The 23,291-nt window shown below is 50.0% G+C and carries 16 protein-coding genes; 13 read left to right on the top strand and 3 right to left on the bottom strand.

All coding sequences use genetic code 11. The features are described 5' to 3' along the window. Positions 1-24 precede the first annotated feature (24 nt). From OHJ21_RS17115 to OHJ21_RS17100, 4 genes are all read left to right on the top strand, one after another. Positions 25-1,551, top strand: a complete 1,527-nt coding sequence (locus OHJ21_RS17115) for an ABC transporter substrate-binding protein (RefSeq protein ID WP_486020649.1) — start codon at positions 25-27, stop codon at positions 1,549-1,551. An 84-nt stretch (positions 1,552-1,635) separates the two neighbouring features. Next, complete coding sequence (locus tag OHJ21_RS17110) at positions 1,636-2,559, top strand: ABC transporter permease (protein WP_009593292.1); 924 nt, start codon at positions 1,636-1,638, stop codon at positions 2,557-2,559. A 25-nt stretch (positions 2,560-2,584) separates the two neighbouring features. After that, positions 2,585-3,475, top strand: a complete 891-nt coding sequence (locus OHJ21_RS17105; protein WP_100538770.1) for a carbohydrate ABC transporter permease — start codon at positions 2,585-2,587, stop codon at positions 3,473-3,475. A 47-nt stretch (positions 3,476-3,522) separates the two neighbouring features. Next, entirely contained in the window at positions 3,523-5,037 is a 1,515-nt protein-coding gene (locus OHJ21_RS17100; protein WP_207797512.1) for a glycoside hydrolase family 43 protein, read from the top strand. 355 nt (positions 5,038-5,392) lie between these two features. On the opposite strand, the gene OHJ21_RS17095 is transcribed toward OHJ21_RS17100, so the two are convergent. Together OHJ21_RS17095 and OHJ21_RS17090 are read right to left on the bottom strand one after the other, a co-directional pair. Next, on the bottom strand, positions 5,393-6,472 hold the full coding sequence (locus OHJ21_RS17095; RefSeq protein ID WP_394054285.1) for a substrate-binding domain-containing protein: 1,080 nt from the start codon (positions 6,470-6,472) through the stop codon (positions 5,393-5,395). Between the two features lie 344 nt (positions 6,473-6,816). After that, the gene (locus OHJ21_RS17090) at positions 6,817-7,758 is read right to left on the bottom strand and encodes an MTP-1 family protein (protein WP_486020647.1); all 942 of its coding nucleotides are present in this window, start codon (positions 7,756-7,758) and stop codon (positions 6,817-6,819) included. A gap of 145 nt (positions 7,759-7,903) precedes the next feature. Between OHJ21_RS17090 and OHJ21_RS17085 the strand changes: the two genes are divergently transcribed. The 7 genes from OHJ21_RS17085 (at position 7,904) to OHJ21_RS17055 (ending at position 18,676) form a co-directional block, all read left to right on the top strand. Then, on the top strand, positions 7,904-8,752 hold the full coding sequence (locus OHJ21_RS17085; RefSeq protein WP_486020645.1) for a helix-turn-helix domain-containing protein: 849 nt from the start codon (positions 7,904-7,906) through the stop codon (positions 8,750-8,752). A 477-nt stretch (positions 8,753-9,229) separates the two neighbouring features. Continuing rightward, a complete protein-coding gene (locus OHJ21_RS17080) occupies positions 9,230-10,144 on the top strand; it encodes an ABC transporter permease (protein WP_326114508.1) in 915 nt (304 codons plus the stop codon). A gap of 11 nt (positions 10,145-10,155) precedes the next feature. Further along, positions 10,156-11,052, top strand: coding sequence for a carbohydrate ABC transporter permease (locus OHJ21_RS17075; RefSeq protein ID WP_100539501.1), 897 nt, complete (start codon positions 10,156-10,158; stop codon positions 11,050-11,052). A gap of 104 nt (positions 11,053-11,156) precedes the next feature. Next, positions 11,157-12,782 carry an ABC transporter substrate-binding protein gene (locus tag OHJ21_RS17070; RefSeq protein ID WP_326114510.1) on the top strand — a complete coding sequence of 542 codons (1,626 nt, stop codon included), beginning with the start codon at positions 11,157-11,159 and terminating at the stop codon, positions 12,780-12,782. Between the two features lie 95 nt (positions 12,783-12,877). After that, positions 12,878-15,925 (top strand): alpha-mannosidase, encoded by a 3,048-nt coding sequence (locus tag OHJ21_RS17065; RefSeq protein ID WP_486020643.1) that lies wholly within the window; start codon positions 12,878-12,880, stop codon positions 15,923-15,925. Next, a complete protein-coding gene (locus OHJ21_RS17060; RefSeq protein ID WP_326119293.1) occupies positions 15,922-16,590 on the top strand; it encodes an SGNH/GDSL hydrolase family protein in 669 nt (222 codons plus the stop codon). The genes OHJ21_RS17065 and OHJ21_RS17060 overlap by 4 nt, the downstream gene beginning before the upstream one ends. Positions 16,591-17,050: 460 nt before the next feature. Next, positions 17,051-18,676 (top strand): hypothetical protein, encoded by a 1,626-nt coding sequence (locus tag OHJ21_RS17055; RefSeq protein WP_326119292.1) that lies wholly within the window; start codon positions 17,051-17,053, stop codon positions 18,674-18,676. A gap of 109 nt (positions 18,677-18,785) precedes the next feature. Here the strand turns inward: OHJ21_RS17055 and OHJ21_RS17050 are convergent, their stop codons facing one another. After that, on the bottom strand, positions 18,786-21,077 hold the full coding sequence (locus OHJ21_RS17050) for an AraC family transcriptional regulator (RefSeq protein ID WP_394054292.1): 2,292 nt from the start codon (positions 21,075-21,077) through the stop codon (positions 18,786-18,788). Positions 21,078-21,383: 306 nt separating this feature from the next. Between OHJ21_RS17050 and OHJ21_RS17045 the strand changes: the two genes are divergently transcribed. Next, positions 21,384-22,289, top strand: coding sequence for an ABC transporter permease (locus OHJ21_RS17045; protein ID WP_165789682.1), 906 nt, complete (start codon positions 21,384-21,386; stop codon positions 22,287-22,289). 31 nt (positions 22,290-22,320) lie between these two features. Further along, the gene (locus OHJ21_RS17040) at positions 22,321-23,232 is read left to right on the top strand and encodes a carbohydrate ABC transporter permease (protein ID WP_100538757.1); all 912 of its coding nucleotides are present in this window, start codon (positions 22,321-22,323) and stop codon (positions 23,230-23,232) included. Positions 23,233-23,291: the final 59 nt, after the last annotated feature.

Below are 23,291 nucleotides of genomic sequence, written 5' to 3'. Positions count from 1 at the left end.
AAAAAAACAGTACGGGGGATGGATATGAAGAAAAAGTGGGGATGGTTTAGTCTGTTGCTGGCTTTGATGGTCATGATATCGGCCTGCGGGGGGAACGATTCGAAAGGAAATTCCGCAGCAGGCTCAAAAGATGACGGCGAGACTTCCTCGGGTGCATCCGATGCTCCTTATGAAGTGATCTATGCATACCCGACATTTGACAGCGTACCGGCCGACATCCAGCTCGTTCAGGATGAAATCAACAAGATTGCCAAAGAAAAAATCAATGTGACGGTAAAGCTGCTGCCCATCAGTAACAGCGCATTCGCCAATCAAGTGAATCTGATGATGTCCAGCGGCGAGAAGCTGGATATGATTGCGATGCTCGGAAACTACAGTACTCAAGTGGCCAAGGGCGTACTTTATCCGATCGGAAATATCATGGAGAAAAACGCCCAGGGAATTATCGACGTCCTCGGCACCGACTATTACAATGCAACCAAAGTGGGAGGCGTAAGTTACGGGGTACCAAGCATAAGGGACTTAGCACAGGATTATGGCTTTGTCATGCGAAAGGATTTGGTGGATAAACATAACATCGATCTGGATCAAGTTCAGACCTTCGATGACTTCGAGAACATTTTCAAGATCATTAAAGAGAACGAACCGGGCATGGCCGGAGCGGCCAACTTGTCGAATGGTTCGATTATGAGCACCTATGCTATACATGACCCGCTCGGCAATAGTCTAGGGGTCTTGCTGAACAACGGTCTTGACGATTTGAAAGTCGTTAACTTGTTCGCTTCCGCAGAATATGAGCACATTCTGCGGAAGCTTCGGGAGTGGTATCTCGCCGGATATTTAATGAAAGATGCCGCGACCAGCCCTGAGTCTACAAACGTGTTGGTGAGTAATGGAAAGGCAGCGGGTTGGATGTCCGCGATGAAACCCGGATTCGAAGTCCAGGAAAGCCGGAACGTCGGCATGGAAATGACCGCCGTTCGTACCTTGCAGCCTGTCGCCAAGACGGATACGGTCACGAACGTTGCCGTCGGTGTCACCTCCAATTCGGAAAACCCTGAGAAAGCACTGCAGTTCATGAACCTGCTATATACTGATAAAGAGATTGCGAATTTGATGGTTTGGGGCATCGAGGGCAAGCACTATGTCAAAGTCGAAGGCCATGACAATATGATCCGATATCCTGACGGCGTCACAAGCGATAACGTTGGATACAAAAACTATGGCTGGATGCACGGGAATCAGTTTCTAACCTATGTGTTCGAGGGAGACGACCTTGGTATTTATGAGCAGATGGACGAATTTAATAAATCGGCGGCAAAATCGAAAGCACTCGGATTTTCATTCGATTCTGAACCCGTAAAGAATGAAGTAGCCGCATGCAATAGTGTGCTTGAGCAATACCGGAGAGCATTGGAAAGCGGAATCCTAGATGTTGATAAGACGCTGCCTGAATTCCTCAATAAGCTTGAAAATGCTGGCATCAATAAAATTATCGAGGAAAAACAAAAACAGCTTGACGAGTGGGCTAGCGAAAACGGAGTACAATAAGCGACGGGGCGATCCGATCGGCAGTCGATGCCGATTGGATCATCACTTTCGTGCGGTAATTTATTAAAGAAGGGTTGTGCACCTATGACCAGACGGAGCGGGCTGAAACGGTTCAGGAAATACACGCCTCTATATCTCCTTATGCTCCCGGGAATCGCTTATCTCATTATCAACAATTATGCTCCTATGTTCGGCATGTTTATTGCTTTTAAAAATATTAATTTCTCGGCCGGAATTTTTGAAAGCGACTGGATCGGCTTTAAAAACTTTGAATATTTGTTCAAAACGACAGACGCCTTTATCATCACGCGGAATACGATTTTATATAATGCCGCCTTCATCGTGATTGGCACCGTGCTTTCCATTGCCGTCGCCATCTTGCTGAACGAGATAAGAGTCAAGGTGCTGTCGCGTTTCTACCAGAGCGTCATTGTGCTGCCGCATCTTATTTCTTTTGTTGTGGTCGGTTACTTGGTATATGCGGCTCTTAGTTTAGAGACGGGTTTCATGAACAAGACCATACTTCCCCTATTCGGAATCGAGAGCATCTCGTGGTATACCGAACCGAAATATTGGCCGGTGATCTTGACGGTGGTCCAACTTTGGAAGAGTGTCGGTTTCTCCTGTATTATCTTCCTGGCTTCCATTATCAGCATCGATCCCGAGTATTATGAGGCGGCAAGATTGGACGGGGCCTCGAAATGGAGGCAAATTCAGTCAATTACGATTCCGTTGATTACGCCGGTGATCGTCATGCTTACGCTTCTGAGCATCGGCCGCATGTTCTATTCCGATTTTGGATTATTTTATCAGGTGCCGATGAATTCAGGCATGCTCAACGATACAACGAACGTTATCGACACGTACGTGTACCGAAGTTTGATGATCATGGGGGATATCGGCATGGCTTCGGCAGCGGGCGTCTACCAATCCATTGTCGGGTTCGTACTTGTTCTGAGTGCCAACTATATCGTGCGTAAATTCAATAGGGAGAACGCGTTGTTCTAGACCGAGAATAGAGGTGCAATACAATATGGCTTATGAAAGCAAATTGCTGCAGTGGTCCGCCCATGTGATCCTAGGATTGTTTGCGGCGGCATGTTTGATTCCATTTGCTTTGCTGATCGTATCTTCGCTGAGCAGCGAAGCAAGCATTATCCAGAACGGATACTCCTTTTTTCCAACGGAGTTAAGTTTGGACGCCTACCATTATTTGTGGACGCATGTCGGGGAGCTTGGAAGGGCCTATGGAATCACGGTTCTCATCACGGTCATCGGTACGGCAGTCAGTTTGGCGATCAGTTCCATGCTGGCTTATCCGTTGTCCCGCCACGACATGCCTTTAAAGAACTTTTGGACGTTCTTCGTATTCTTTACGATGTTGTTCAACGGCGGGCTGGTTCCAACTTATATGGTCTATACGCAGCTCTTCGACATCAAGAACACGCTGTTCGGGCTGCTCATACCGGGACTGCTCATGAACGGTTTTAACGTTCTTCTGGTGCGGACCTTCTTCATAACTTCCATTCCTTCAGCCTTGCTCGAAGCGGCCAGCATCGACGGGGCAAGTGAAATTAAAACATTTTACCGGATCGTTCTTCCGCTGTCGCTTCCTATCATGGCAACCATCGGCCTGTTTCAAGCCATCGCATACTGGAACGACTGGTTTAATGGACTGATCTATTTAACGGACACGAGATTGTTTGGCATCCAAACGATTCTGAATAAAATGATGACGGATATCCAGTTTCTGACGAGCAACAGTAACCTTGCCAGCACGGGTGCAGGGCAAGCCATCATGGAATTACCAAGCACGACCGTACGTATGGCGATTGCCGCTATAGGGGTATTGCCGATTCTGATCGCGTATCCGTTCTTTCAGAAGTACTTCGTTAAAGGGATTACGATCGGAGCGGTGAAGTAAACCATTGCGACGATTCAATGAACGAATAAGGAGAAACCATTGTGGAAATGACATACCAAAATCCTGTGATTAGCGGCTTTCACCCCGATCCCAGTATCTGCAGGGTCGGCGGCGATTATTATCTTGTAACGAGTTCCTTTGGATATTTTCCGGGAGTTCCTCTTTTTCACAGCAAGGATCTTGTGCATTGGACACAGATCGGCCATTGCTTGACAAGGAAGGAGCAATTGGATCTTCGAAATGCAGGCACCTCGACGGGGATATACGCTCCAACCATCCGTTTTCATCAAGGCATGTTCTACATGTCCACGACCAATGTTTCTGTGGGAGGGAATTTCTATGTGTCCTCGGAGGATCCTTGCGGGGCTTGGTCCGATCCGGTATTCGTTGACCATCCCGGGATTGACCCCGATTTGTTTTTTGACGAGGATGGAACGGTTTATTATACAACATCGTGGAACCAGGGGATCTATCAAAGCCGGATTGATATAGAAACTGGACAGAAGCTCTCCGAGGTCCGTTTATTATGGAACGGAACAGGCGGGCAATATCCGGAGGCCCCGCACTTGTATCGGGTCGGGGCGTGGTATTACCTGCTTATTTCCGAAGGAGGAACAGAATACGGACACATGGTGACCGTGGCCAGAGGCAAGCGGCCCGACGGTCCGTTCGAGAGCTGTCCGCACAACCCGATCCTGACTCATCGGAGTCTGTTAAAGCCGATTCAAGCTACAGGCCATGCGGATCTGGTTCAAGCCCCCGACGGCAGCTGGTGGGCGGTCTTCCTCGGCATACGGCCCGTCGGTTATCCTCAGCGCCATCATCTTGGCAGAGAAACGTTTCTCGCCCCTGTATCCTGGACAGGGGATGGATGGCCTGTTATTGGAGAGAACGGCGTCGTTCATGAGACGATGCCATCAGGGAACCTCCGATTGAAACCCGTATCGAGCCCTCCTGTAAGAGATGATTTTATAGACTCGGAGCTCGCGCCATATTGGAATTTTCTTCGGTCACCACATCCGGATCATGGGTCCCTGACCGAGAAGGAGAGCTGCCTGACATTGAACGGTTCAGCAGCAACATTAAACGACGACGCACCGGCCTTCCTCGGAAGAAGACAGCAGCATTTTAACATGAAGGCTTCAGCGCATTTGACTTTCGTGCCGCAGCGGGACGGCGAGGAAGCTGGATTAACCGTGTTCATGAACGAGCGGTTCCATTACGAGATGGCTGTGACGCGAATCGATGGTCGCCGAAAGATGATCTTTCGCAGAAGGATCGGAAGCTTATGGAAAGTCGAAAACGAGGCGCCTTGGTCTTCGGATTCGGTTGTGCTCACCATTCAAGCCGACAAAGAGAAGTATGCGTTCGGATTTGCCGACTGTGGCCAGGAGCCTTGTTGGTTCGGTGAAGGCGAATGTGCCATGTTGGCTACGGAAGTTGCCGGCGGGTTTACGGGCGTGCTCATCGCCATGTATGCCACAGGCAACGGCGTTCGTTCCGTTTCGCCGGCACATTTTGATTGGTTTGATTACCAAGTCCTTGAGGATGGGGCATCATAAGAAGACGTATTTAAGGGGCATCAAAACATCATATTGTCGAACAGATCTGCTGGCTTATTCGAAGAGAAAAACCAACCCACATGAAGAAATCCCAGAAGTTGGACATTATATGAAGCTTGTTCATTCAGAATCTTATCTGCTAAATTTTGTTTTATTAAGAGCATCTGGCATATAGGCGGGGCGACATTCTCCCAGTGCTCATCCTCTGTGGCTTCCATATGCGTCAATAAACTTTTATGAGTATCCTGTACGAAATGATACCCGCGTACACACGGACAGATCGAATATCCGGTTAGACATGAAAGGCAATGGACTCCAGCACATCCTGGAATCCATTGCCTTTTTTGGCGTTACCTTAACCTTGGACGGGCTTGATCGTCTCACGTATGACCAAGCTTGTAGGCAGCATGACTTTCTTATTGCCGTAAGACGAGCCTTCGGTAATTTCGAACAGCAGCTTGGCACTCTCATAGCCAAGGACATCGAAATATTGCTTCACGGTGCTCAAGGCGACCTTGGCGAATTTGGAGCTCTCGAAATCGTCAAAGCCCATGAGGGATACTTGTTCGGGGATACGAATGTCAAGTGCGGTGAGCTGTTCGATTACCTCAAGGGCCCGCTTGTCGTTCGCGCAGAACAGCGCGGTCAGTTCTCCGTTATGGATAAGGCTCGCCAGTGCAGCATAGTCCAGTTCCTTATCCAGGAACAAGAGCGAATCGGGAATCGGAATGGACGCATTCGACATGGCGTTGCAATAACCGTTATATCGGTCAACCTCCGGGCTCAGATGATAGTCGTAAGCCGCAAATCCGATTCGTCGATGTCCTTGCTGTATCAAGTATTCTACCGCTTCATAAGCACCGTCATGGTTGTTACAGGTGACAACGTTGACCGGATAGCCGGAAGGGGAACGATCAAGCATAACGAACGGAATCGATTTTTTGCGAATCTCTCCCAGATAGCCCTTCGCAGCTTCGGGATCGGAGGAATAGATGAGTAATCCTCTTAGCTCCGTTTGAATCAGCCCCAGAATGAGCTCACGTTCCTGTTCGAAGTCGTTCTCCACGAATTCGATGATCAGCTTGCAGCCATGCTGTCCTAGAAATGACTGAATGCCTCTCATGATCTGCATATACGAACTGTCGTACAGGTCGACGCCGGAGATGACGAAGGCCACCAGATTGGAGGTCTTCTCTGAGACGGCTGCTTGGCTGGCGACAAAGCTCCCCTTACCTCGGACGCGGTAGATCACGCCCTCGTTCACCAGCTCAGACAACGCTTTACGCACAGTGATGGAGCTGACATCCAGCAGCTTGGAAAATTCCGACTCGCTAGGTATCCGATCGTCCTTCGTAAATTCCTGATTCTCGATCTGAGATAAGACATAGTCTTTTACCATCTGGTACTTTGGCAGAGCCAAGTCCTTCTTGCTCAAGTAGGTTCACCTCGTATCAACATTTCCTCAATTATAGCGCATATTACTTTAAAAAGTATACGTACTTGGAGCGTAACCCGGAAAAAGATTTTGTCGAATAGGCCGGAATTTTCAGGAATTAACCAAGAAAGGAGCGAAATGATATAAAATCTTTGAATTTTATGAAGGTTTGTATTACTATGGGGTCAAATAAGGTATGTGTTTTGATTTACTTATGATAATAACTTTTAACCTTGACACCTGGCAGAAAAAAGAATGGCGCTATACCAAGCCGCAATCGGACATAAAAACGAGCCGCTGGGGAATCCAGCAGCTCGATCTTGGAATTGATCTTGGAATTTCTTCTATAAGGTTACAATGGCGCCTTCCTTCTCGAACGGGTAGTCGATGACGATGCGCGCCGCTTCGGTATCGCCGATGCCGCTGTACAGATTGACTTTGCCGTCGGGACGCATTTCGATGCCGGCGGTGAACGCGCAGTCGGTCAGATGCTGCTTCTTGGCGGGGCCATCCGGATAACAAGGACGGGTGCCGATGATGTTCAAATCCGAAAATTGATTCGTCTGCGGGTCCAAAACGAAGGCCATGTTCATATAAGTCGATGTATCTCCTTGCGCGTAGCAGATATGGCCGATGACGCCGATCTTCCCGCTATCGAGCAAGTAGGCCTGGTTGCAGCCGCCCCACTCATCCTTACTGAATAATCCGCGGATATAAGGGGCGTTCTCGATGACTTCGGGAGACAGGTCGTCCAGGCTGTCAATGACGGTGAATCCTACCAAGGATTCGCTTCCGAATTCCTTGCGAATCCCTTCGCCGCGCGGCCTGGAGAAGACGCCGATCCTCCCGTCCTGGAGCTCTACGAGCCGAATATCCTTCATATAATCCGGACCGGTCGTGAAGTAGAAGAGATCGTGAAGATCGCTGCCTTTGTAGAAATAACCGTAGAACGTATCGAGCCGTCCCTGCTTGTAACGGACATGCGTGCCGCCCAATACGAGCTGTTTGTGGATCACGCTAATATAAGGGTCCTCAAGCTGGTAAATCATCGTATCCGGCACGGCCATCCACTCGTCCGGACCGCTCTGCTCGAACAAGCGAACCCACGACCTCGCCCACTCATGTCGCTTCTCCACGCGTCCGTAAATGTAGCGCTTGCCGTTCCATTGAAATGGAATCGTAGGGTTGTAGACATCGAAGCCTTCGACTCCGTGGAAGACAAGCTTGGCGCTTTCATAAATGCGTTGGTTTGCTTCGAATTGGTGACGCAGTTCCAGTAAGTTCATTCGTGTCAAATCTCCTTTCAGGCTTCAATAACCACTCTATCTTAATCGAAAGAGCTGCTCCCGATCTTGCTCTATTTTGGAACGCTTTATGGTGCTTTGACATCGGAGGAAGTTATCGGTATACAAACAAGGAGGGATATCGCCTATGTTGAAGCTTTATGCGGCGGACGGCATTGATTCTGAAATTCAGGCCCACTATCGGCTGATCGCTTCGGTGCGCGATACGATTGGCATGCATACGCACGACTTCTTTGAATTGTTTCTTATCCTGAAAGGAAGCGTTGTGCATGTCATTAATGGGAAAAGGCAGCTGCTGCAGGAAAATACACTCGTGTTCATACGGGACCGAGACGTTCATTATTATGAGCAGGCGATGGACAGCGATTGCCAGTTCATCAATTTGTCGTTCCATCGCGAGGTCCTGGACGACCTCATGGCTTTCTTGGGAGGAGGGTTCCCGAGCGAAAGACTGCTTGGGCCGGCCATGCCGCCGTCGACCTTGCTGTCCAAAACGGAGAAGGAATATGTGCGGTACCGGCTGGACCAGCTCAGTCTGATCCCGCAGGAGAAGAAGCTGGTCGTCAAAGCGGAGGTAAGAGCCATCTTGACCGACCTGTTCTCCAGGTATATGAAGGCTGACGCGGATCCGATTGAGCTTACCGGACAGCCGGAGTGGTTTAAGTCACTATGCCGAGAGGCGAGGAAGAAAGAGCACTTCACGCGGGGAACGGCTGTGCTTGTCCAGCTGTCGGGCAAATCGCATGCCTATGTATGCAGGATGTTCAGGAAGCATCTGGGAATGTCCCCGACCCAGTACATTAATGAATTGAGAGTGTCTTATGCCGAGAATTTGCTGCTAAATACGGATATGGACATCGTGGACATCAGCCTTGAGATTGGACTTGACAACGTCAGCTACTTTTACGACTTGTTCAAGCGGAGGCATAACCTAACGCCTCATCGATATCGTCAGTTCGGGACAAACCGAAGATAGTATGCTAATTAAAGGTGAATATATAAACATTTTTATGTATTGACGATGAAAATAGTATGTGTTATTTTCTACTTAGCATAACAAGTTATAAGGCATCATGATAATCACATCAATAGGGGACGGTAGCCGGAAGCAAATGCGTTTTCGACGAACGTTAGGATACGGTCTGGGGGTGAAAATGAATGCGCTTACATATAAAACGAACCAAATGGCCGGGCTCATGCGGCCTCGAGCAATAGCACCAGCTGTATCCGATCACAACGTGTTAAGTGAATAGTGCGTGTTCAAAAAGCCAGACTTTCAGCACCGAGAAGGTTGGATGAAGCTAGGGGCTGAGGAGCGGAGCGTACGTTTTGGGTACGTGAGCACCGGAAGGCCCGGCTGAATTCAAGATTCGATGTCGAATAAACTTTCAGTGCTACTTCGTGATCAAAGCGGGACTTTTTGAACAACCTCTAACAGTCAGGAGGTGTTCCTTTGAAGACAACCACTAACAGGCTGGTGGCCAGGATCGTCAAGCACCGCTATCTCTACCTTATGGTGCTTCCCGGCTTTCTGACGCTGTTAATCTTTCACTATTTTCCGATGTACGGAATATTAATCGCTTTCAAAGATTTTAATGCTTCCAAGGGGATTTGGGGGAGCGAGTGGGTGGGGATAAAATACTTCACTTCTTTTTTTAACGATCCAATGGCGTTCAGGGTTTTAAAGAATACTTTGCTTCTCGGTTTGTATACTTTATTTTGGTCATTTCCCGCACCGATCATACTGGCTCTGTTGTTTAATGAACTGAAAAACAAGGGCTTTAAGAAGCTTGTGCAGACGGTTTCTTATTTCCCGCATTTTATTTCGGTCGTCATTGTTGCGGGGATGCTTAAGGAATTTACGGCGAGAGACGGTTTGTTCAACCATATTCTCGGCTTCTTCGGCGGAGACCCGATCATGTTTCTTCTCGAGCCTGACTATTTCCGGACCATCTTCATCTCTTCCGGCATATGGCAGGGCGTCGGGTTCGGCACGATCATCTACCTTGCTGCATTAAGCGGAATTGATCCTACCCTGTATGACGTGGCCGAGGTAGACGGCGCAGGCCGGTGGAAGAAGGTTTTGCACATCACATGGCCGTCGCTTAAGCCGACCACCATTATTTTGCTGATTTTCGCCGTCGGAGGAGTCCTCGGGAGCGATTTCCAGAAGATCATCCTGCTCTATTCGCCTGAGACTTACGAAGTAGCAGATGTCATCGGATCCTATGTTTATCGTCAAGGTATACTAGGCGCTCAATACGAGTACACGACGGCCATCGGATTATTCATGTCGGTTATTTCCTTTACGATCCTTTACTTGACCAATTGGTTAAGCCGGAAAGTATCAGAGACGAGTTTGTTCTAGGTGGTGGGATGTTGAAAAAGGCTAGTTTGGGCTCCAGAGCTTTCGATGTATTCAATATTGTTATCATGCTATTCATCCTGATTGTTGTGCTGTATCCGATTCTGAACATTATCGCCACATCGCTTAGCGGCACGCGTTACATCTCCTCGGGGAGCGTAACGATTTGGCCCAAGGGATTTAATCTGGAGGCGTACACGACGGTATTTCAGGATCCGTACATCTTTAAAGGATATCTGAACTCGATCCTTTATGCGGCCGGCTCTACGGGCATCATGCTGCTGTTTACGGCACTGATGGCGTATCCGCTCACGATCCCGGGATTTGCGGGCAAGAAATTTCTGACCATTTTTCTCATGATTACGATGTTTTTCGGCGGCGGCTTAATACCGACCTATCTGCTTATGCGCGGTTTGAATCTGTTGGATACGGTCTGGGTCATGATTCTCCCCGGTGCGATCAGTGCTTACAATGTGTTTCTGTTTCGGACCTTCTTTCTGAATATTCCTTCTGAACTGAAGGACTCCGCCTATATCGATGGGGCGAGTGACTTGGTGGTTCTCTTCAGGATCATACTGCCGTTGTCGAAAGCGCTGTTTGCAACCTTTGCTCTATTCGGGCTGGTCGGAAGCTGGAACAGTTGGTTCGAGGCTTTGATTTATTTGCGAGATCAGGATAAGTATCCCTTGCAGATGGTGCTCCGAAACTACCTGTTTACCTTGGATACGACAGCGATTCAAGGACGGGTAGGAGGCGGCGCGGTCGCCATCAATGCCCCGGGGGAAACGCTTGATCCCAAGGCGGTACGAATGAGCGTCATCATTATTACCATGTTTCCGATCATGTGTATTTATCCGATCTTCCAGAAGCATTTCACCAAAGGGATATTCGTCGGCTCCATCAAAGGCTAAAAATGCGGATGCGGCGGTGTAAGCAAGCTGCGTGCGCAGTCGTGACCTGTAATGAATAGCAGATTTGAAGAAGCGGTTCATTGTGCAAATTAGGGGGAAATGGAATGAACAAATTGGCAAAAATGCTTGTCCTCGGCTTGGCCCTACTGATGGTTTTTTCCGGATGTTCGAATAATTCCAAAACATCCGATACCCATGAAGAGAATCAAGAAGTCATGCGCTTTTCGGTCACGCTGCCGGCAAACGGCGTGGATAATCCGAATAGTCTGGTGGGCAAGGAATGGCACAAACGCATGGAAGCTTATATGGGCAAGAAGGTAGAAATTGAATATAACTATATTCCTTCTTCCGAATATGACGAGAAGGTCAAGCTTATGATCGCGAGCGACGATCTGACAGACTTCTTCGTGACGCCGTTATTCTATGATACGACCGAAATGGCCGAACAAGGCCAACTGCTCGAGTTGGGCCAGTATCAAGATTTAATGCCGAATTATATGAACTACATTAGCAAGGTAAAGAACGGGATGAAGCGGGTGACGGATGCCGACGGCAACATGTTCACCTTTAAAGAAACCTCCACGCCCAGATTCCCGGAGGATCGCGGCATGCTCATCCAGAATACGTCTGCTTACCGCTATGACGTGTTCGAGGCCAATAACATCAAAATTCCGGAAACGCTCGATGAATTTTATGATGCTGCCAAAAAACTTAAAGAGCTCTACCCCGATAAATATCCCGTTGCGACCAAATGGAATAGCTTGAGATCGCTGTTCTCCGCGAACCATATCCGGGATGAAATTTTCTGGGACGGCGAGAAATACGTATACGGAGTTCTGGATGAAGGATATAAAGATGCGCTCCAATTTGCGAATAAGCTGTATGCGGAGAAGCTGTTAGATCCGGAGTATACCATTGATACAGACGATACGCTGAAAAGAAAAGCGCTGAACGGCGACAACCTCATGTGGCTGACGCAGTGGTTTACGACGCCGGCTGAATACACGAGAACGGCCAACGACGGGAAGATTTTCGCGGTTTCGCTGTATCCCGACAATCCGAAGTACGGAAAAGCCTGGCAGGAGGTTGTGAACGGCAATACCCCTGACCTGGGCTGGGGGGTCTACGGCGTGAGCTCGAAAGTTAAAAACCCTGAAGAATTGATCAAATTCATCGATTATCAATATTCGGATGAAATGATCCGACTGATCACTTGGGGAATCGAGGGCACGACCTATACGATCGGGGAAGACGGCGTTCCGACCTTTGTCGACTCGCTGAAAACGGCCAAGGATCCCTGGTTGGAGGGCGATAAATACGGCATGCGCGCAAGCCGAAACCATAACCCGGGCTTGCAGATGGTGAGCGATGCAAGAGCGTTCGTGGATTTTGCCGCGACCGATTATACGGTATTTAACGGCAAATATGAAGAGGTGCCGATTGAGAAGGCGGAATTCCTGACAAGTCTGCCCATGCCCGAGAACGACTATGTTCCTTCCTGGTTGAGCGAGCCGTCGATTCAACTCACGGGCAGTGAAAGCCAGCGAATCTCGGAAATTATGAACCCGATCAAGACGTTCGTTACGGAAGAACAGGCCAAATTTGTAGCAGGCAAGAACAGCTTCGACAATTGGCAGGCATTCATCGATAAGGTCAATAAAATGGGCAGCATTGATGAAGCGCTGAAAATCTATAATGATGCTGCACAAAGAGCTCTAGGAAACGAATAGAAAACGTCCCTCCGCTGCAAGTCCTCCGCTGTGGAGGGGGGGATGTCGTAAGGCGATAGGAACATAGATAACGAAACCATAGGATGTGAGAAACCTTGAGTGAAAAAAAAGAGATATTATTCCATGTGGAAAAGCTGCTAAACAAAAGAGATCCATTTATGATGACGAAGCTCTCTTCTATCGATTTTTCCGGTTTTACGAGCATGGAACAACTGTTCATTCATGAAATGGAAGGACAACCGTTTGAGAGTTTCGCTCCGGGCCAACGGTGGGGAGAAAATTGGGGATACGGCTGGTTCCGTGGGGCCGTCGTCGTTCCCGAGGAGGCTGAAGGCAAGCGGCTTGTGGCCATGCTTGATTTTGGATCTGAAGCGACCGTATACATAAACGGTATCGTGAGCGGCGCAAAGGACCTTAACCATCATTACGTCACTTTAACCCGTTCGGCGAAAGCCGGCGAGGCATTTGAAATCGTCGCGGAGGCGTACGCCGGCCATGCGGATTCTCAGCCGACGTTCGGAGAGTCGCAGCTCTGCGTTTTGGAAGAGGAAGTCTACCAGTTTTTCATCGATTTGGAATGCTTGTACGATCTTCGCAATCATCTGGATGCCAAATCCCTCCGGGTTGCGGAGATTGATCGTTGTCTGACTCAGGTGTTCGCGACGATTGATCTGACCCTGCGTCAGGAATTGCTCTGTGAGAACGCAAAGCAGTGCCGGAAGTTGATGGAGCCGCTCCTCTCCTGCGTGAACGGTTCAACGGCGCCGACTCTGTACCTGATGGGACAGTCCCACCTGGATGTCGCCTGGCTGTGGCCGATCGCGGAGACGAAGCGGAAGATTGCGCGGACCCTGTCCAATCAGCTGGCGCTCATGGACGAATATCCGGAATATACTTACACCCAGAGCCAGCCGTATTTGTTCCAGCTGGTCAAGACGTTGTATCCGGAGCTGTATGCGCGAATCAAACAGGCGGTGAAGGAAGGAAGGATCATTCCCGAAGGCTCCCTGTGGGTGGAGCCTGATACGAATCTGCCCAGCGGCGAGAGCCTGATCCGCCAGGCGCTGCACGGCAAGCGGTTCTTCAAGGATGAATTCGGCGTGGACAACGAGATGCTGTGGCTGCCTGACGTATTCGGCTATTCCGGAAACCTGCCGCAAATCATGAAGGGCTGCGGGATCCATTATTTCGCGTCTACAAAATTGTTCGGTACTTATGATAATGTAGCGGACCCGTTCCCGCATAATACGTTCATGTGGGAAGGAATCGACGGCTCGCAAATTTTGACGCATCTGATGAACTACGGCGACTACTACCCGATTCGGATCAACCCGTCGTTCTTAATTCATCAGTGGAGCGATCGAGTCCAGCTTGAAGGAATTTCCACGCGCCTCACCCAGTTCGGGCACGGCGACGGGGGTGGCGGCTCCAATCGGGATGATCTCGAATTTATGCGCAGGCTCGGCAATTTGGAGGGCGTTCCCAAGACGAAGCATGGCTCGCCGATCGAATTTTTTGAGGATCAGATCGAAAAAGGCATTCCCGATGCCAAATACGTAGGAGAGCTCTATTATCCCGCTCACCGCGGGACGTATACGACGCAAGCGATCATCAAAAAGCTGAACCGAAAGGCAGAAATCGGTTTCCGCGAGGCTGAGCTTTGGGGGGCTGCCGCGGAGCTGCTGTATAACCGGAATTACCCTTACGAGGATCTGGATCAACTATGGAAGGTGCTGCTGCTGCACCAATTCCACGATATTCTGCCGGGCTCATCCATTCATCGTGTCCATGAGGAAGCCCAACTTGAGCTGAAGGAATTGAATCAGAACGTATATGACATGGCTTCAGACGCAAGAGATGCGCTCACGGACGACGATGTCTCCCGGGTTACCGTCTTTAATTCCCTGTCCTGGCCGAGAAGAGAACTGGTCGCGCTGCCTGCCGGCGTCCACGGAATTGCGGACGGGAATGGAGCGGTTATGCCGGTGCAACTACATGAAGGCGTTCGCTATGCCGAGGTAGAAGCTCCTTCCATGGGCTGGTCGACATACAAGGCGGGACCGGAAACGGCGGATGTTTCTGCCGTGTCTGCAGTCCTTGCAACGGAATCGCATATGGAGAACGAATGGATCGTGCTCGAAATGAACGAACAGGGCGAGTTTACGCGTATTTTTGACAAGGAGACCGGCACGGAATGGGCGGCGGATCGCTGCAACGTCATGCGGATGTACCGGGATCAAAATTCGGATTTCGATGCTTGGGAGATCGATCGGCGCTACCGTTTGGCACCCATCGAGCTGAAAACAAGCGCCAAGGTATCCGTTACCGCGAACGGCCCGCTCTTCGCGATTATTCGGGTTGAGCGCGAACTGAACCAATCGACCCTGATCCAGGATATCCGGCTTTGTGCCGGCAGCCGCCGGGTGGAATTCCATACAACGATTCACTGGCGTGAGAAGAACAAGCTGCTAAAAGTCGATTTCCCTGTTCGCGTTCATGCGAACGAGTCGCTGCAGGAAATTCAGTTCGGCTACGTCAAGAGGCCGAATCATGCTTCGCGTCCGCATGATGCGGATCGTTACGAAGTGGTTCAGCATAAGTGGTCGGCGCTTGCTGAAGCGAATCGCGGCTTCGCGCTGCTGAACGATTGCAAATACGGGATTTCCGTCAACGACAACACGATGAGCCTAACGCTGCTTCGGGCTCCAACGTGGCCGGATGAGACGTCCGATCAAGGGACGCATCATTTTACATATGGATTTACGTTCTGGAACGGCGCGTTCCTGGGCAGTCCTGTCGTGCGGGAAGCCTACGAGCTGAACTATCCTGTCAGCCTCGTGTCTGGAGGAAGCCGGGAGGAGCAATCGCTGCTCTGCATCGATCAAGCCAATGTGATCGCGGAGACGGTCAAGCTTGCCGAAGACGGATCGGGCGATTGGATCGTCCGTCTGTACGAGAGCAAGGGAGCCTCCGTAGCGTGCGAGCTTCACGTTGGGCTGTCCGTTAAGGTCGTTTATGAAGCAAATATGCTGGAGGAAAAGAATGCGGAATTGCCGCATGAGGACGGAAACGTACAACTTCAGTTCCGTCCGTTCGAGGTGAAGACGATTCGACTCCAATTGAATGGGAGGAACAAGGGATGAAGCTGAAAGAAGGACAACGCCTGGTCATGATTGGCGACTCGATCACCGATTGCGAGCGTAAATATCCATACGGGGAAGGGCTGTTCCAGGGCGTCGGTAAAGGGTATGCCGCACTCGTAGACGGGATGCTGCAGGCGGCATATCCCGAGCTCTTTATTCGCGTGACGAATATGGGAATCGGCGGCAATACGGTTCGGGATTTGCAGGCCAGATGGCAGACGGACGTGCTGGATCTGAAGCCGGATTGGTTAACGGTCATGATCGGCATCAACGATGTATGGCGGCAGTTCGACCAACCTGCGATTCCGGAGTCGCATGTGAGCCTTGAAGAATATGAGCAGACCCTGGAAGAATTAGTGCGTTCAGCGCTGCCCGGTCTGCAAGGACTCGTGATCATGACGCCGTTCTATCTGGAGCCGAACGACCAAGATCGTATGCGCTGCCGGATGGATGAATTCGGACGCGCAGCCAAGAGGGTTGCGGAGCGGGTAGGCGCATTGTTTGTGGATACGCAGGCCGCTTTCGCCAGCCATTTCGACTACGTGCATCCTACTGCGCTGGCGTCCGACCGGGTGCATCCGAGCTTGACGGGTCATCTGCTAATTGCGCGCGCACTGCTGGATGCGATCGGCTTCGATTGGTCTCGCATGCGAATCGGCTCCTGACGTCAACTGTCTTAGTTGTTGGAATAATTCCTCATCAGCAGATTTATGGGTTCGAAAGACATTTCTACACAGAGAACAGCCGTGCGAGCTTGAGCGGCTGTTACTCACAAAGAGTAATGTATTCGCTTACATTATAAGCTTCGAGACGGGGCTTCCTCATATCGCAAGAAAAACTTCCGCTAAATGTGGTCTGGCTTCATTGAAAATGCACGTTGATAGACGTTTTTTTATTGCTCGATCTCGAACATTGCCCTCCATGCTGCGAAAGGAGGTGGTTAGTGAGGAGTTCATCCACGGAGAAGCGATGCCGCTTTAGCTTCACTTCGATTGCTTGACCGCGATAGCAAACGCATCCAGAGTTATTTCGTACCCATGGCTGCAGATATGGTTTGAACAGACGGTATCGGTCAATGCAACGATTTCTTTTTATCAAAACGATAAAGGTCGGGAGGTAAGAGAAATGAAAATGAAACAATGGAAACGTGCGGGGATATGGACGTGCATCCTGCTGATGGCCATGACGGCACCGGGGGCCGCGATGGCAGCGCAGGCGGCCGGAAGCAGCGCCGAGCAGGATGTGAGCAGCGAGAAGATAAAGGTCCAGAAGCCATTCATGATCAAGGTCGTGGATGCCGAGACAGGCAGGGGCATTCCTCATGTCCAATTGAAGACGACGAACAGTGTGCTGTATTATACGGACAGTGCCGGTATTGTGGCATTCGACGAGCCAGGTCTGATGGATCAGACGGTCTTCTTCCATATGTCGAGTGACGGCTACGACATCCCCGCCGACATGTTCGGCAACCGGGGGCAGGCCATACAGATCACACCCGGGGGCATGATTACGCTCGAGATGAATCGGGTCAACATTGCAGAGCGGCTGTACCGGCTGACAGGCCAAGGCATTTATCGCGACAGCTTACTCGTTGGCCAGAAGCCACCCATTAAGGAGCCGCTGATCAACGGCTTGGTCATGGGACAGGATTCCGTGCAGACGATCGAGTACAACAATAAACTGTACTGGTTCTGGGGCGATACGGACAGACCGGCCTATCCGCTGGGGAACTTCCGCGTGACGGGTGCGACTTCCGAGCTTCCGAGTAAAGGGGGACTGGACCCGGATGTTGGCGTGAATCTGGACTATTTTACGAATCAAGACGGTTTCGTCAAAAGTTTGGTGCCGCCTCTGCCTGATGGTGCAGGCATAGCCTGGGTATTCGGTCTGATGACCGCCAAGGACAGCGCCGGACAGGAGCGTCTGCTCGCCGGCTACAGCACGCACAATCCTGAACCCACCGCCTTCGGCATTCTCGCCTTTAACGACAAGACGAAGGAATTTGAACAAGTTGTCCAGTTCCCTTCCAAAGACGACTGGCGTCATCCGGGCGGACAGGCGACCTACTACGAGGAGGGTGGTAAGGGATACTGGCTCTTTACCGAACACCGAATTCCGAATTTGCGCGTTGCGGCCAGCTATGACGCCATCATCGACTATACCCAATACGAATCGTTTACTTGCCTGACGCCGGGAACGACATACAACGGGGCTGAAACGTCGCTGGAACGCGATGCGGATGGCAAGCTTGTATGGGGCTGGAAAAAGGACACTCAGCCGCTCAACCAAGAACAAGAGAAAGAGCTGATCCAATTAGGCCTGATAAACGCTGATGACCCGCATTATTATCAATTGAAGGATATCGATACTGGTGAAGACGTTCAAATCGCCCAAAGCTCCATTGAATGGAATGAATATCGGCAGCGTTACGTGATGATCGCGCAGCAGGTACTAGGCAAGACATCGGTACTTGGGGAAGTCTGGTACGCGGAAGCACCATCGCCTCAAGGTCCTTGGACCAATGCCAAGCATATCGTTACGCATAACGACTATACTTTTTATAACGTAGCCCAGCATAAGCACTTCAACAAGGACGGCGGCCGGGTCATCTATTTCGAAGGAACCTATACGAATACATTCACGAATCATGTCCCAACGCCGCGGTATAACTACAATCAAATCATGTATAAGCTCGACTTGGCGAATCCGAAGCTAGGGCTTGAGCCGGTTCAAGGAACAACCGGTCAATAGAGCGCCAGACCACTTAAAATAACCGAATAAGGACCTTTCCATAAAGTGCTGTAGGGCTTTACAGGAGAGGTCCTTTTCGGCTTGAGTCTGCTCATGGGGAACAGCGTCCTTAGCTGCCGCTTCTCCATGATAAGCTGGGAGGAGCGATATTTTTACCAGTGGAGTCCGCGTGGATTTCCCGATACTGCTTCGGAGTGAGATTCGTGAACTTCTTGAATGCGGAGAAAAAATGCCCTTTGGATATGAAGCCGCATTGATCTGCGATCTCGAGCACCGAGAGCTGGCTGGAGATCAGTTTCTCTTTCACTCTCTCGATTCGTTCCTGAAGTATGTATTCCGACAATGACACGTTCATGACCTCTTTGAATAACTGCCGGATATAACTTACGGAGAAGGAAAAATTGTCGGCTACCTGCTCGATCGACAATTGCGCATCCTGCAAATGGTTGTCCACGTATTCTTTAATCTCCAAGACGATCTCTTCCTTGCGGCTTGAAGATTTCGGAACTTCCGTCTCGGACGCAAGCATCGTGACGATGCTCTCCAGCCATGCTTGAAACTCGGACAGCGTGCTGTACCGCTCAAGCAATTGGTGGATGCTGCTGATCTCGTGCAGGACGCTGGATTTGTTAAAGTTTTTGAGCAGATCGTAGGTAAAGTAGGTCAGGTTAAGCTTACAGTCGCGATAAGGCAGCTCATGGACGTGCTTCATCTGCTGATGCAGCAGAACGACGGCGGTCTCCGGGCGGCCGCGACGGATCGACTTGATGATCTCGGTTGTCTCCAGCGCCTCAGACGCAGAAGGATACCCTGCCATAAACTCTTCATAATCACTCTCCAGAAAAATTTGCTTCTCTCCGTTAAGAAATCGCAGCTTCGTCAATTCGTGGATATGGTCATAGATGTTTCGGATATTGGCGCCGAAGTCATAAGCATTGCTAACGGCGGTGGTTGTATCCACGTTCAGGATGCGTGCCACCTGAATCTGCGTCTCCTCCAGAAGACGTTGAAGTTGAAGCCCGCCCGATGCAGGGCCACCAACGACCAGAATGATGTGGTCGCCACCCATATCCAAGCCTTCGGCCGCATAAGAACCTGCGCCAATCACTTCTTCGCTAATATTGCGTATGGCGTACTTCATCAATTTCCGGGAAGGGAAATCGTAACGTTCGCAAAAGACCGTATAGGCTTCGATCCGAAGAACGGCCAAAAACAAAACTTCACAGGAGGCCAGTTTGGTCCGGGTCTGAATATATTCGTAGCTCTTGGTACCCGGCGTCCCGTGCAGCATCCACTGGGCGAGAAACTCCGTTCGAACGAGCTCGGATTGGTTTCTCATGGATGCATGAAGCTGCTCCACATTGTTCAGCAGCATATCGATGCCGTCGTGGATCCATTGAATATCCGGCTTGGCATCAGACGTGGAGTTGGCGAATGCAACCTTTCCCCTCAGCTTTTCCGACAAGAAGGTGATGGAACGCAAGGAACGGCGAGAACTCCAGAAGAACAACGCGGAGAGGATTGCCAATAGCAGCAATGTATACGTTATCAATTTTTGCTGGAATAAGGAGATATGGCGCGTCAAAATATGATACTCGGTCGAGTAGTATACGGACCAATTTTCAGTAGTCAGCTTGGCTGTATTGACGAACCATTTCTGATGCGGCAGCCGAACTTGAAAATGGCTGTTCTGCTGCTCCCGCCCTGCTTGATAAAGCTGTTCGTTCAGTACAGGATTGGACGCGCCTAACAGGACGAACCCATCCTTGTCGAGAATCCGAATGTCTTGCTCCGAGGAGACCGTTTGGCCGAACAGAAGCTTCGACAGCAGCGGTTTATCAATCAGGAGTACGAGATAGAAGTCAGACGGCTTCTCGGGGGTTGCAGGCAGAATAAGGGCCAGGGAGTCAGAGCCATCCAGCGAATGATGAAAGAAGCGCAAATATTGGCGGTGGAATGATTTTACACGCTCCAGCATGCTCTGGTCGGCAAAGGATTCAGTGCGGACGATTCCGACTTTGGAATCGACGATAAGATCGTTCTTCAAATTAATCAGATAGGATCGCTGGATGAGCGGTTCGGTGGACATGAAGTTGGATTGGGCGACGAGCGCAGCATGGTCGATGAGCGGATCTTTGCTTGCATCGAAGAACCAGTTCTGAATATTCTGATCGGCGTACATGCTGAGCCCGTAAGCTTTCAAATTGCCGAGAATCATTTCGGCCTTCGAAGCCAGGTTGTCGACTTCGTTCTGCGAATTGCTGCGCACCTCCAGCATGGTGTATTTTGCGAATTCCGCAGACAGTAAATAGACGAAAGGAATAATGGAACAGATCAGAACAGTGGTTAGTAATAGAAAGGTCCGAAAATAGGTCTTCTGTAATATAGGTTTGATCTTCATATAATGCCAGCACCCCTTGCTGATGGATTGACGGTTTAAGGGTAGATCTATACTGCCTCGATAGAAGATACGAACCGGGACCTCCTTACTCAATCATATCCTGTCCTTTGTGTGAAGTCCTCATTTTGACAAAGTAGAAATTAAGATGATCCCGGAAGCCGGATTATCGCCCAATCCTAAAGTTCAGTACCCCTTGTGACACAATGAGGACTATTCCGAAGTCCTCCTTCCGCACATAATAAACATGGTCAGGGTATGGCCACATCAGACAGACCAGATCGAATGGAGTGATACTATAAATTGAGAATGCTGAAGGATTTAGTAAAGAATCGGAACTTGTATTCGATGGCGATACCGGGAATCATCTTTCTCGTTGTCTTCTCCTACATTCCTCTGGCCGGACACCTGCTGGCGTTCAAGGACTTTCAGATCAGCAAGGGCATATGGGGCAGCGATTGGGTGGGGCTGGACAACTTTCGCTTCTTTTTCTCCAATCGGGATTGGATTCAAGTTACGGTCAATACCGTTTATTTAAATGCGATGTTCATTCTTTTCGAGTTGGCCTTTGCCCTTATCATTGCACTCTTCTTGAATGAGATCCGCCTGAAATGGTTTAAGCGTACGATCCAATCCGTCGTCTTCCTGCCTTATTTTATTTCATGGGTTGTCGTAGGGTATATGACGTTCATTCTTTTCAACAATACGGACGGCCTGATTAACCGTGTCCTGAATATGAGCGGACTTCACACCGTGGATTGGTACCAGACCCCATGGGTATGGCCGATTATTCTAACTTTGACACGAATCTGGAAGAGTGCCGGGTACTACTCTATCATTCTGCTTGCTGCCATTACCGGTTTCTCCGCCGATTATTATGAGAGCGCCCGCCTGGACGGAGCCACGAGGTTGCAGCAGATGAAATTCATTACGCTGCCATTGCTAAAGCCGCAAATGATTATCCTCGTGCTCTTGGGAGTCGGACGGATCTTCTACGGGGATTTCGGCATGATCTACGGAATTATCGGGGATAACGGGATTCTATTCCCGACGACCGATGTCATCGATACGTATTCGTACCGGGCGTTAAGGCAGCTTGGCAATTTTAGCATGTCATCGGCTATCGTGTTCTATCAGTCTATCATGGGGCTTATCGCCGTCGTTTCGTTTAATGCACTGGTTCGGAAAATCGATAAGGACTCCAGGTTATTTTAATTTCGTGAAATGAAAGGGAGGTGAATTTCATATGAATCGTCCGGTTGCTATGATTCCGTCTGCACGAATCCGACGGACAAGCGGTTTCTCCGATAAAATGGCGATATGGTTGTTCGGGCTGTTATTGATTCTATTTGCGCTGGTTTGTTTGTTCCCGTTCTGGCTCATGGTCATCAATTCGTTTGCCAGCACCCGAAGCCTGGCGCTCCACGGATACTCCGTCTGGCCAGATGAGTTCACGTTGGAGTCATATCGGTTCCTCCTTCAAGGCAAGCAAATGTTCACCAGCTATGGCGTCACCATTGCAGTAACAGCCATCGGAACCGTGATCGGCCTCGTTGTCACTGCGTTGTTTGCTTATGTGCTGGCCCATCCGAAGAACCGATACAGCGGCTTCCTCTCGTTCATGACCTATGTGCCGATGGTCTTCGGCTCGGGGCTCGTCGGCTTCTATCTTCTGGTCGTTCAGTGGCTGCATCTGAAAGACACGCTATGGGCGCTTGTGCTCCCTTACGTCATGAATCCGTTCTTTGCGTTTATCTTCGTCTCGTTCTATCGCTCGTTGCCTTATGAGCTGAACGAATCGGCTAACATGGACGGCGCCGGAGAGTGGACGATCTTCTTCAAAATTATTAGGCCGATCTCAACGCCGGTTATAGCAACGATCAGCTTGTTCTACGCACTGCAATATTGGAACGATTGGTGGCTGTCGCTTTTGTTTATTGATAACAGCGATATGTACCCGCTCCAGCTGCTTCTTCGGCAGCTCATGTCGCAGATGCAGCTCACGTCGCTCAATCATGGAAACGTACTGACGCTGCCGCCGGCGGAAGGGGTCAAGCTGGCTACAGTATGCCTGACGATCGGTCCGATTATATTTTTCTATCCGATGGTTCAGAAATATTTCGTCAAAGGTCTGACGCTCGGCTCGGTGAAAGGCTGAGGCTGGGGCTTTACGCGGATTGCCGAGCGTATCGATATAGACTGGCCCAGCCGCGGATA

The organism is Virgibacillus sp. LDC1, assembly GCF_025792345.1.
Classification (GTDB): Bacteria; Bacillota; Bacilli; order Paenibacillales; family Paenibacillaceae; genus Paenibacillus_AQ; species Paenibacillus_AQ lautus.
Note: the sequence above shows the minus strand (reverse complement) of the source record. Positions and strands in the feature narration are given on the sequence as shown.

Coding starts and splice junctions, on each gene's coding strand:
- OHJ21_RS17115 (WP_486020649.1), top strand. CDS start 25: ATGAAGAAAAAGTGGGGATGGTTTAGTCTGTTGCTGGCTTTGATGGTC.
- OHJ21_RS17110 (WP_009593292.1), top strand. CDS start 1,636: ATGACCAGACGGAGCGGGCTGAAACGGTTCAGGAAATACACGCCTCTA.
- OHJ21_RS17105 (WP_100538770.1), top strand. CDS start 2,585: ATGGCTTATGAAAGCAAATTGCTGCAGTGGTCCGCCCATGTGATCCTA.
- OHJ21_RS17100 (WP_207797512.1), top strand. CDS start 3,523: ATGACATACCAAAATCCTGTGATTAGCGGCTTTCACCCCGATCCCAGT.
- OHJ21_RS17090 (WP_486020647.1), bottom strand. CDS start 7,758: ATGAACTTACTGGAACTGCGTCACCAATTCGAAGCAAACCAACGCATT.
- OHJ21_RS17085 (WP_486020645.1), top strand. CDS start 7,904: ATGTTGAAGCTTTATGCGGCGGACGGCATTGATTCTGAAATTCAGGCC.
- OHJ21_RS17070 (WP_326114510.1), top strand. CDS start 11,157: ATGAACAAATTGGCAAAAATGCTTGTCCTCGGCTTGGCCCTACTGATG.
- OHJ21_RS17060 (WP_326119293.1), top strand. CDS start 15,922: ATGAAGCTGAAAGAAGGACAACGCCTGGTCATGATTGGCGACTCGATC.
- OHJ21_RS17055 (WP_326119292.1), top strand. CDS start 17,051: ATGAAAATGAAACAATGGAAACGTGCGGGGATATGGACGTGCATCCTG.
- OHJ21_RS17050 (WP_394054292.1), bottom strand. CDS start 21,077: ATGAAGATCAAACCTATATTACAGAAGACCTATTTTCGGACCTTTCTA.
- OHJ21_RS17045 (WP_165789682.1), top strand. CDS start 21,384: ATGCTGAAGGATTTAGTAAAGAATCGGAACTTGTATTCGATGGCGATA.
- OHJ21_RS17040 (WP_100538757.1), top strand. CDS start 22,321: ATGAATCGTCCGGTTGCTATGATTCCGTCTGCACGAATCCGACGGACA.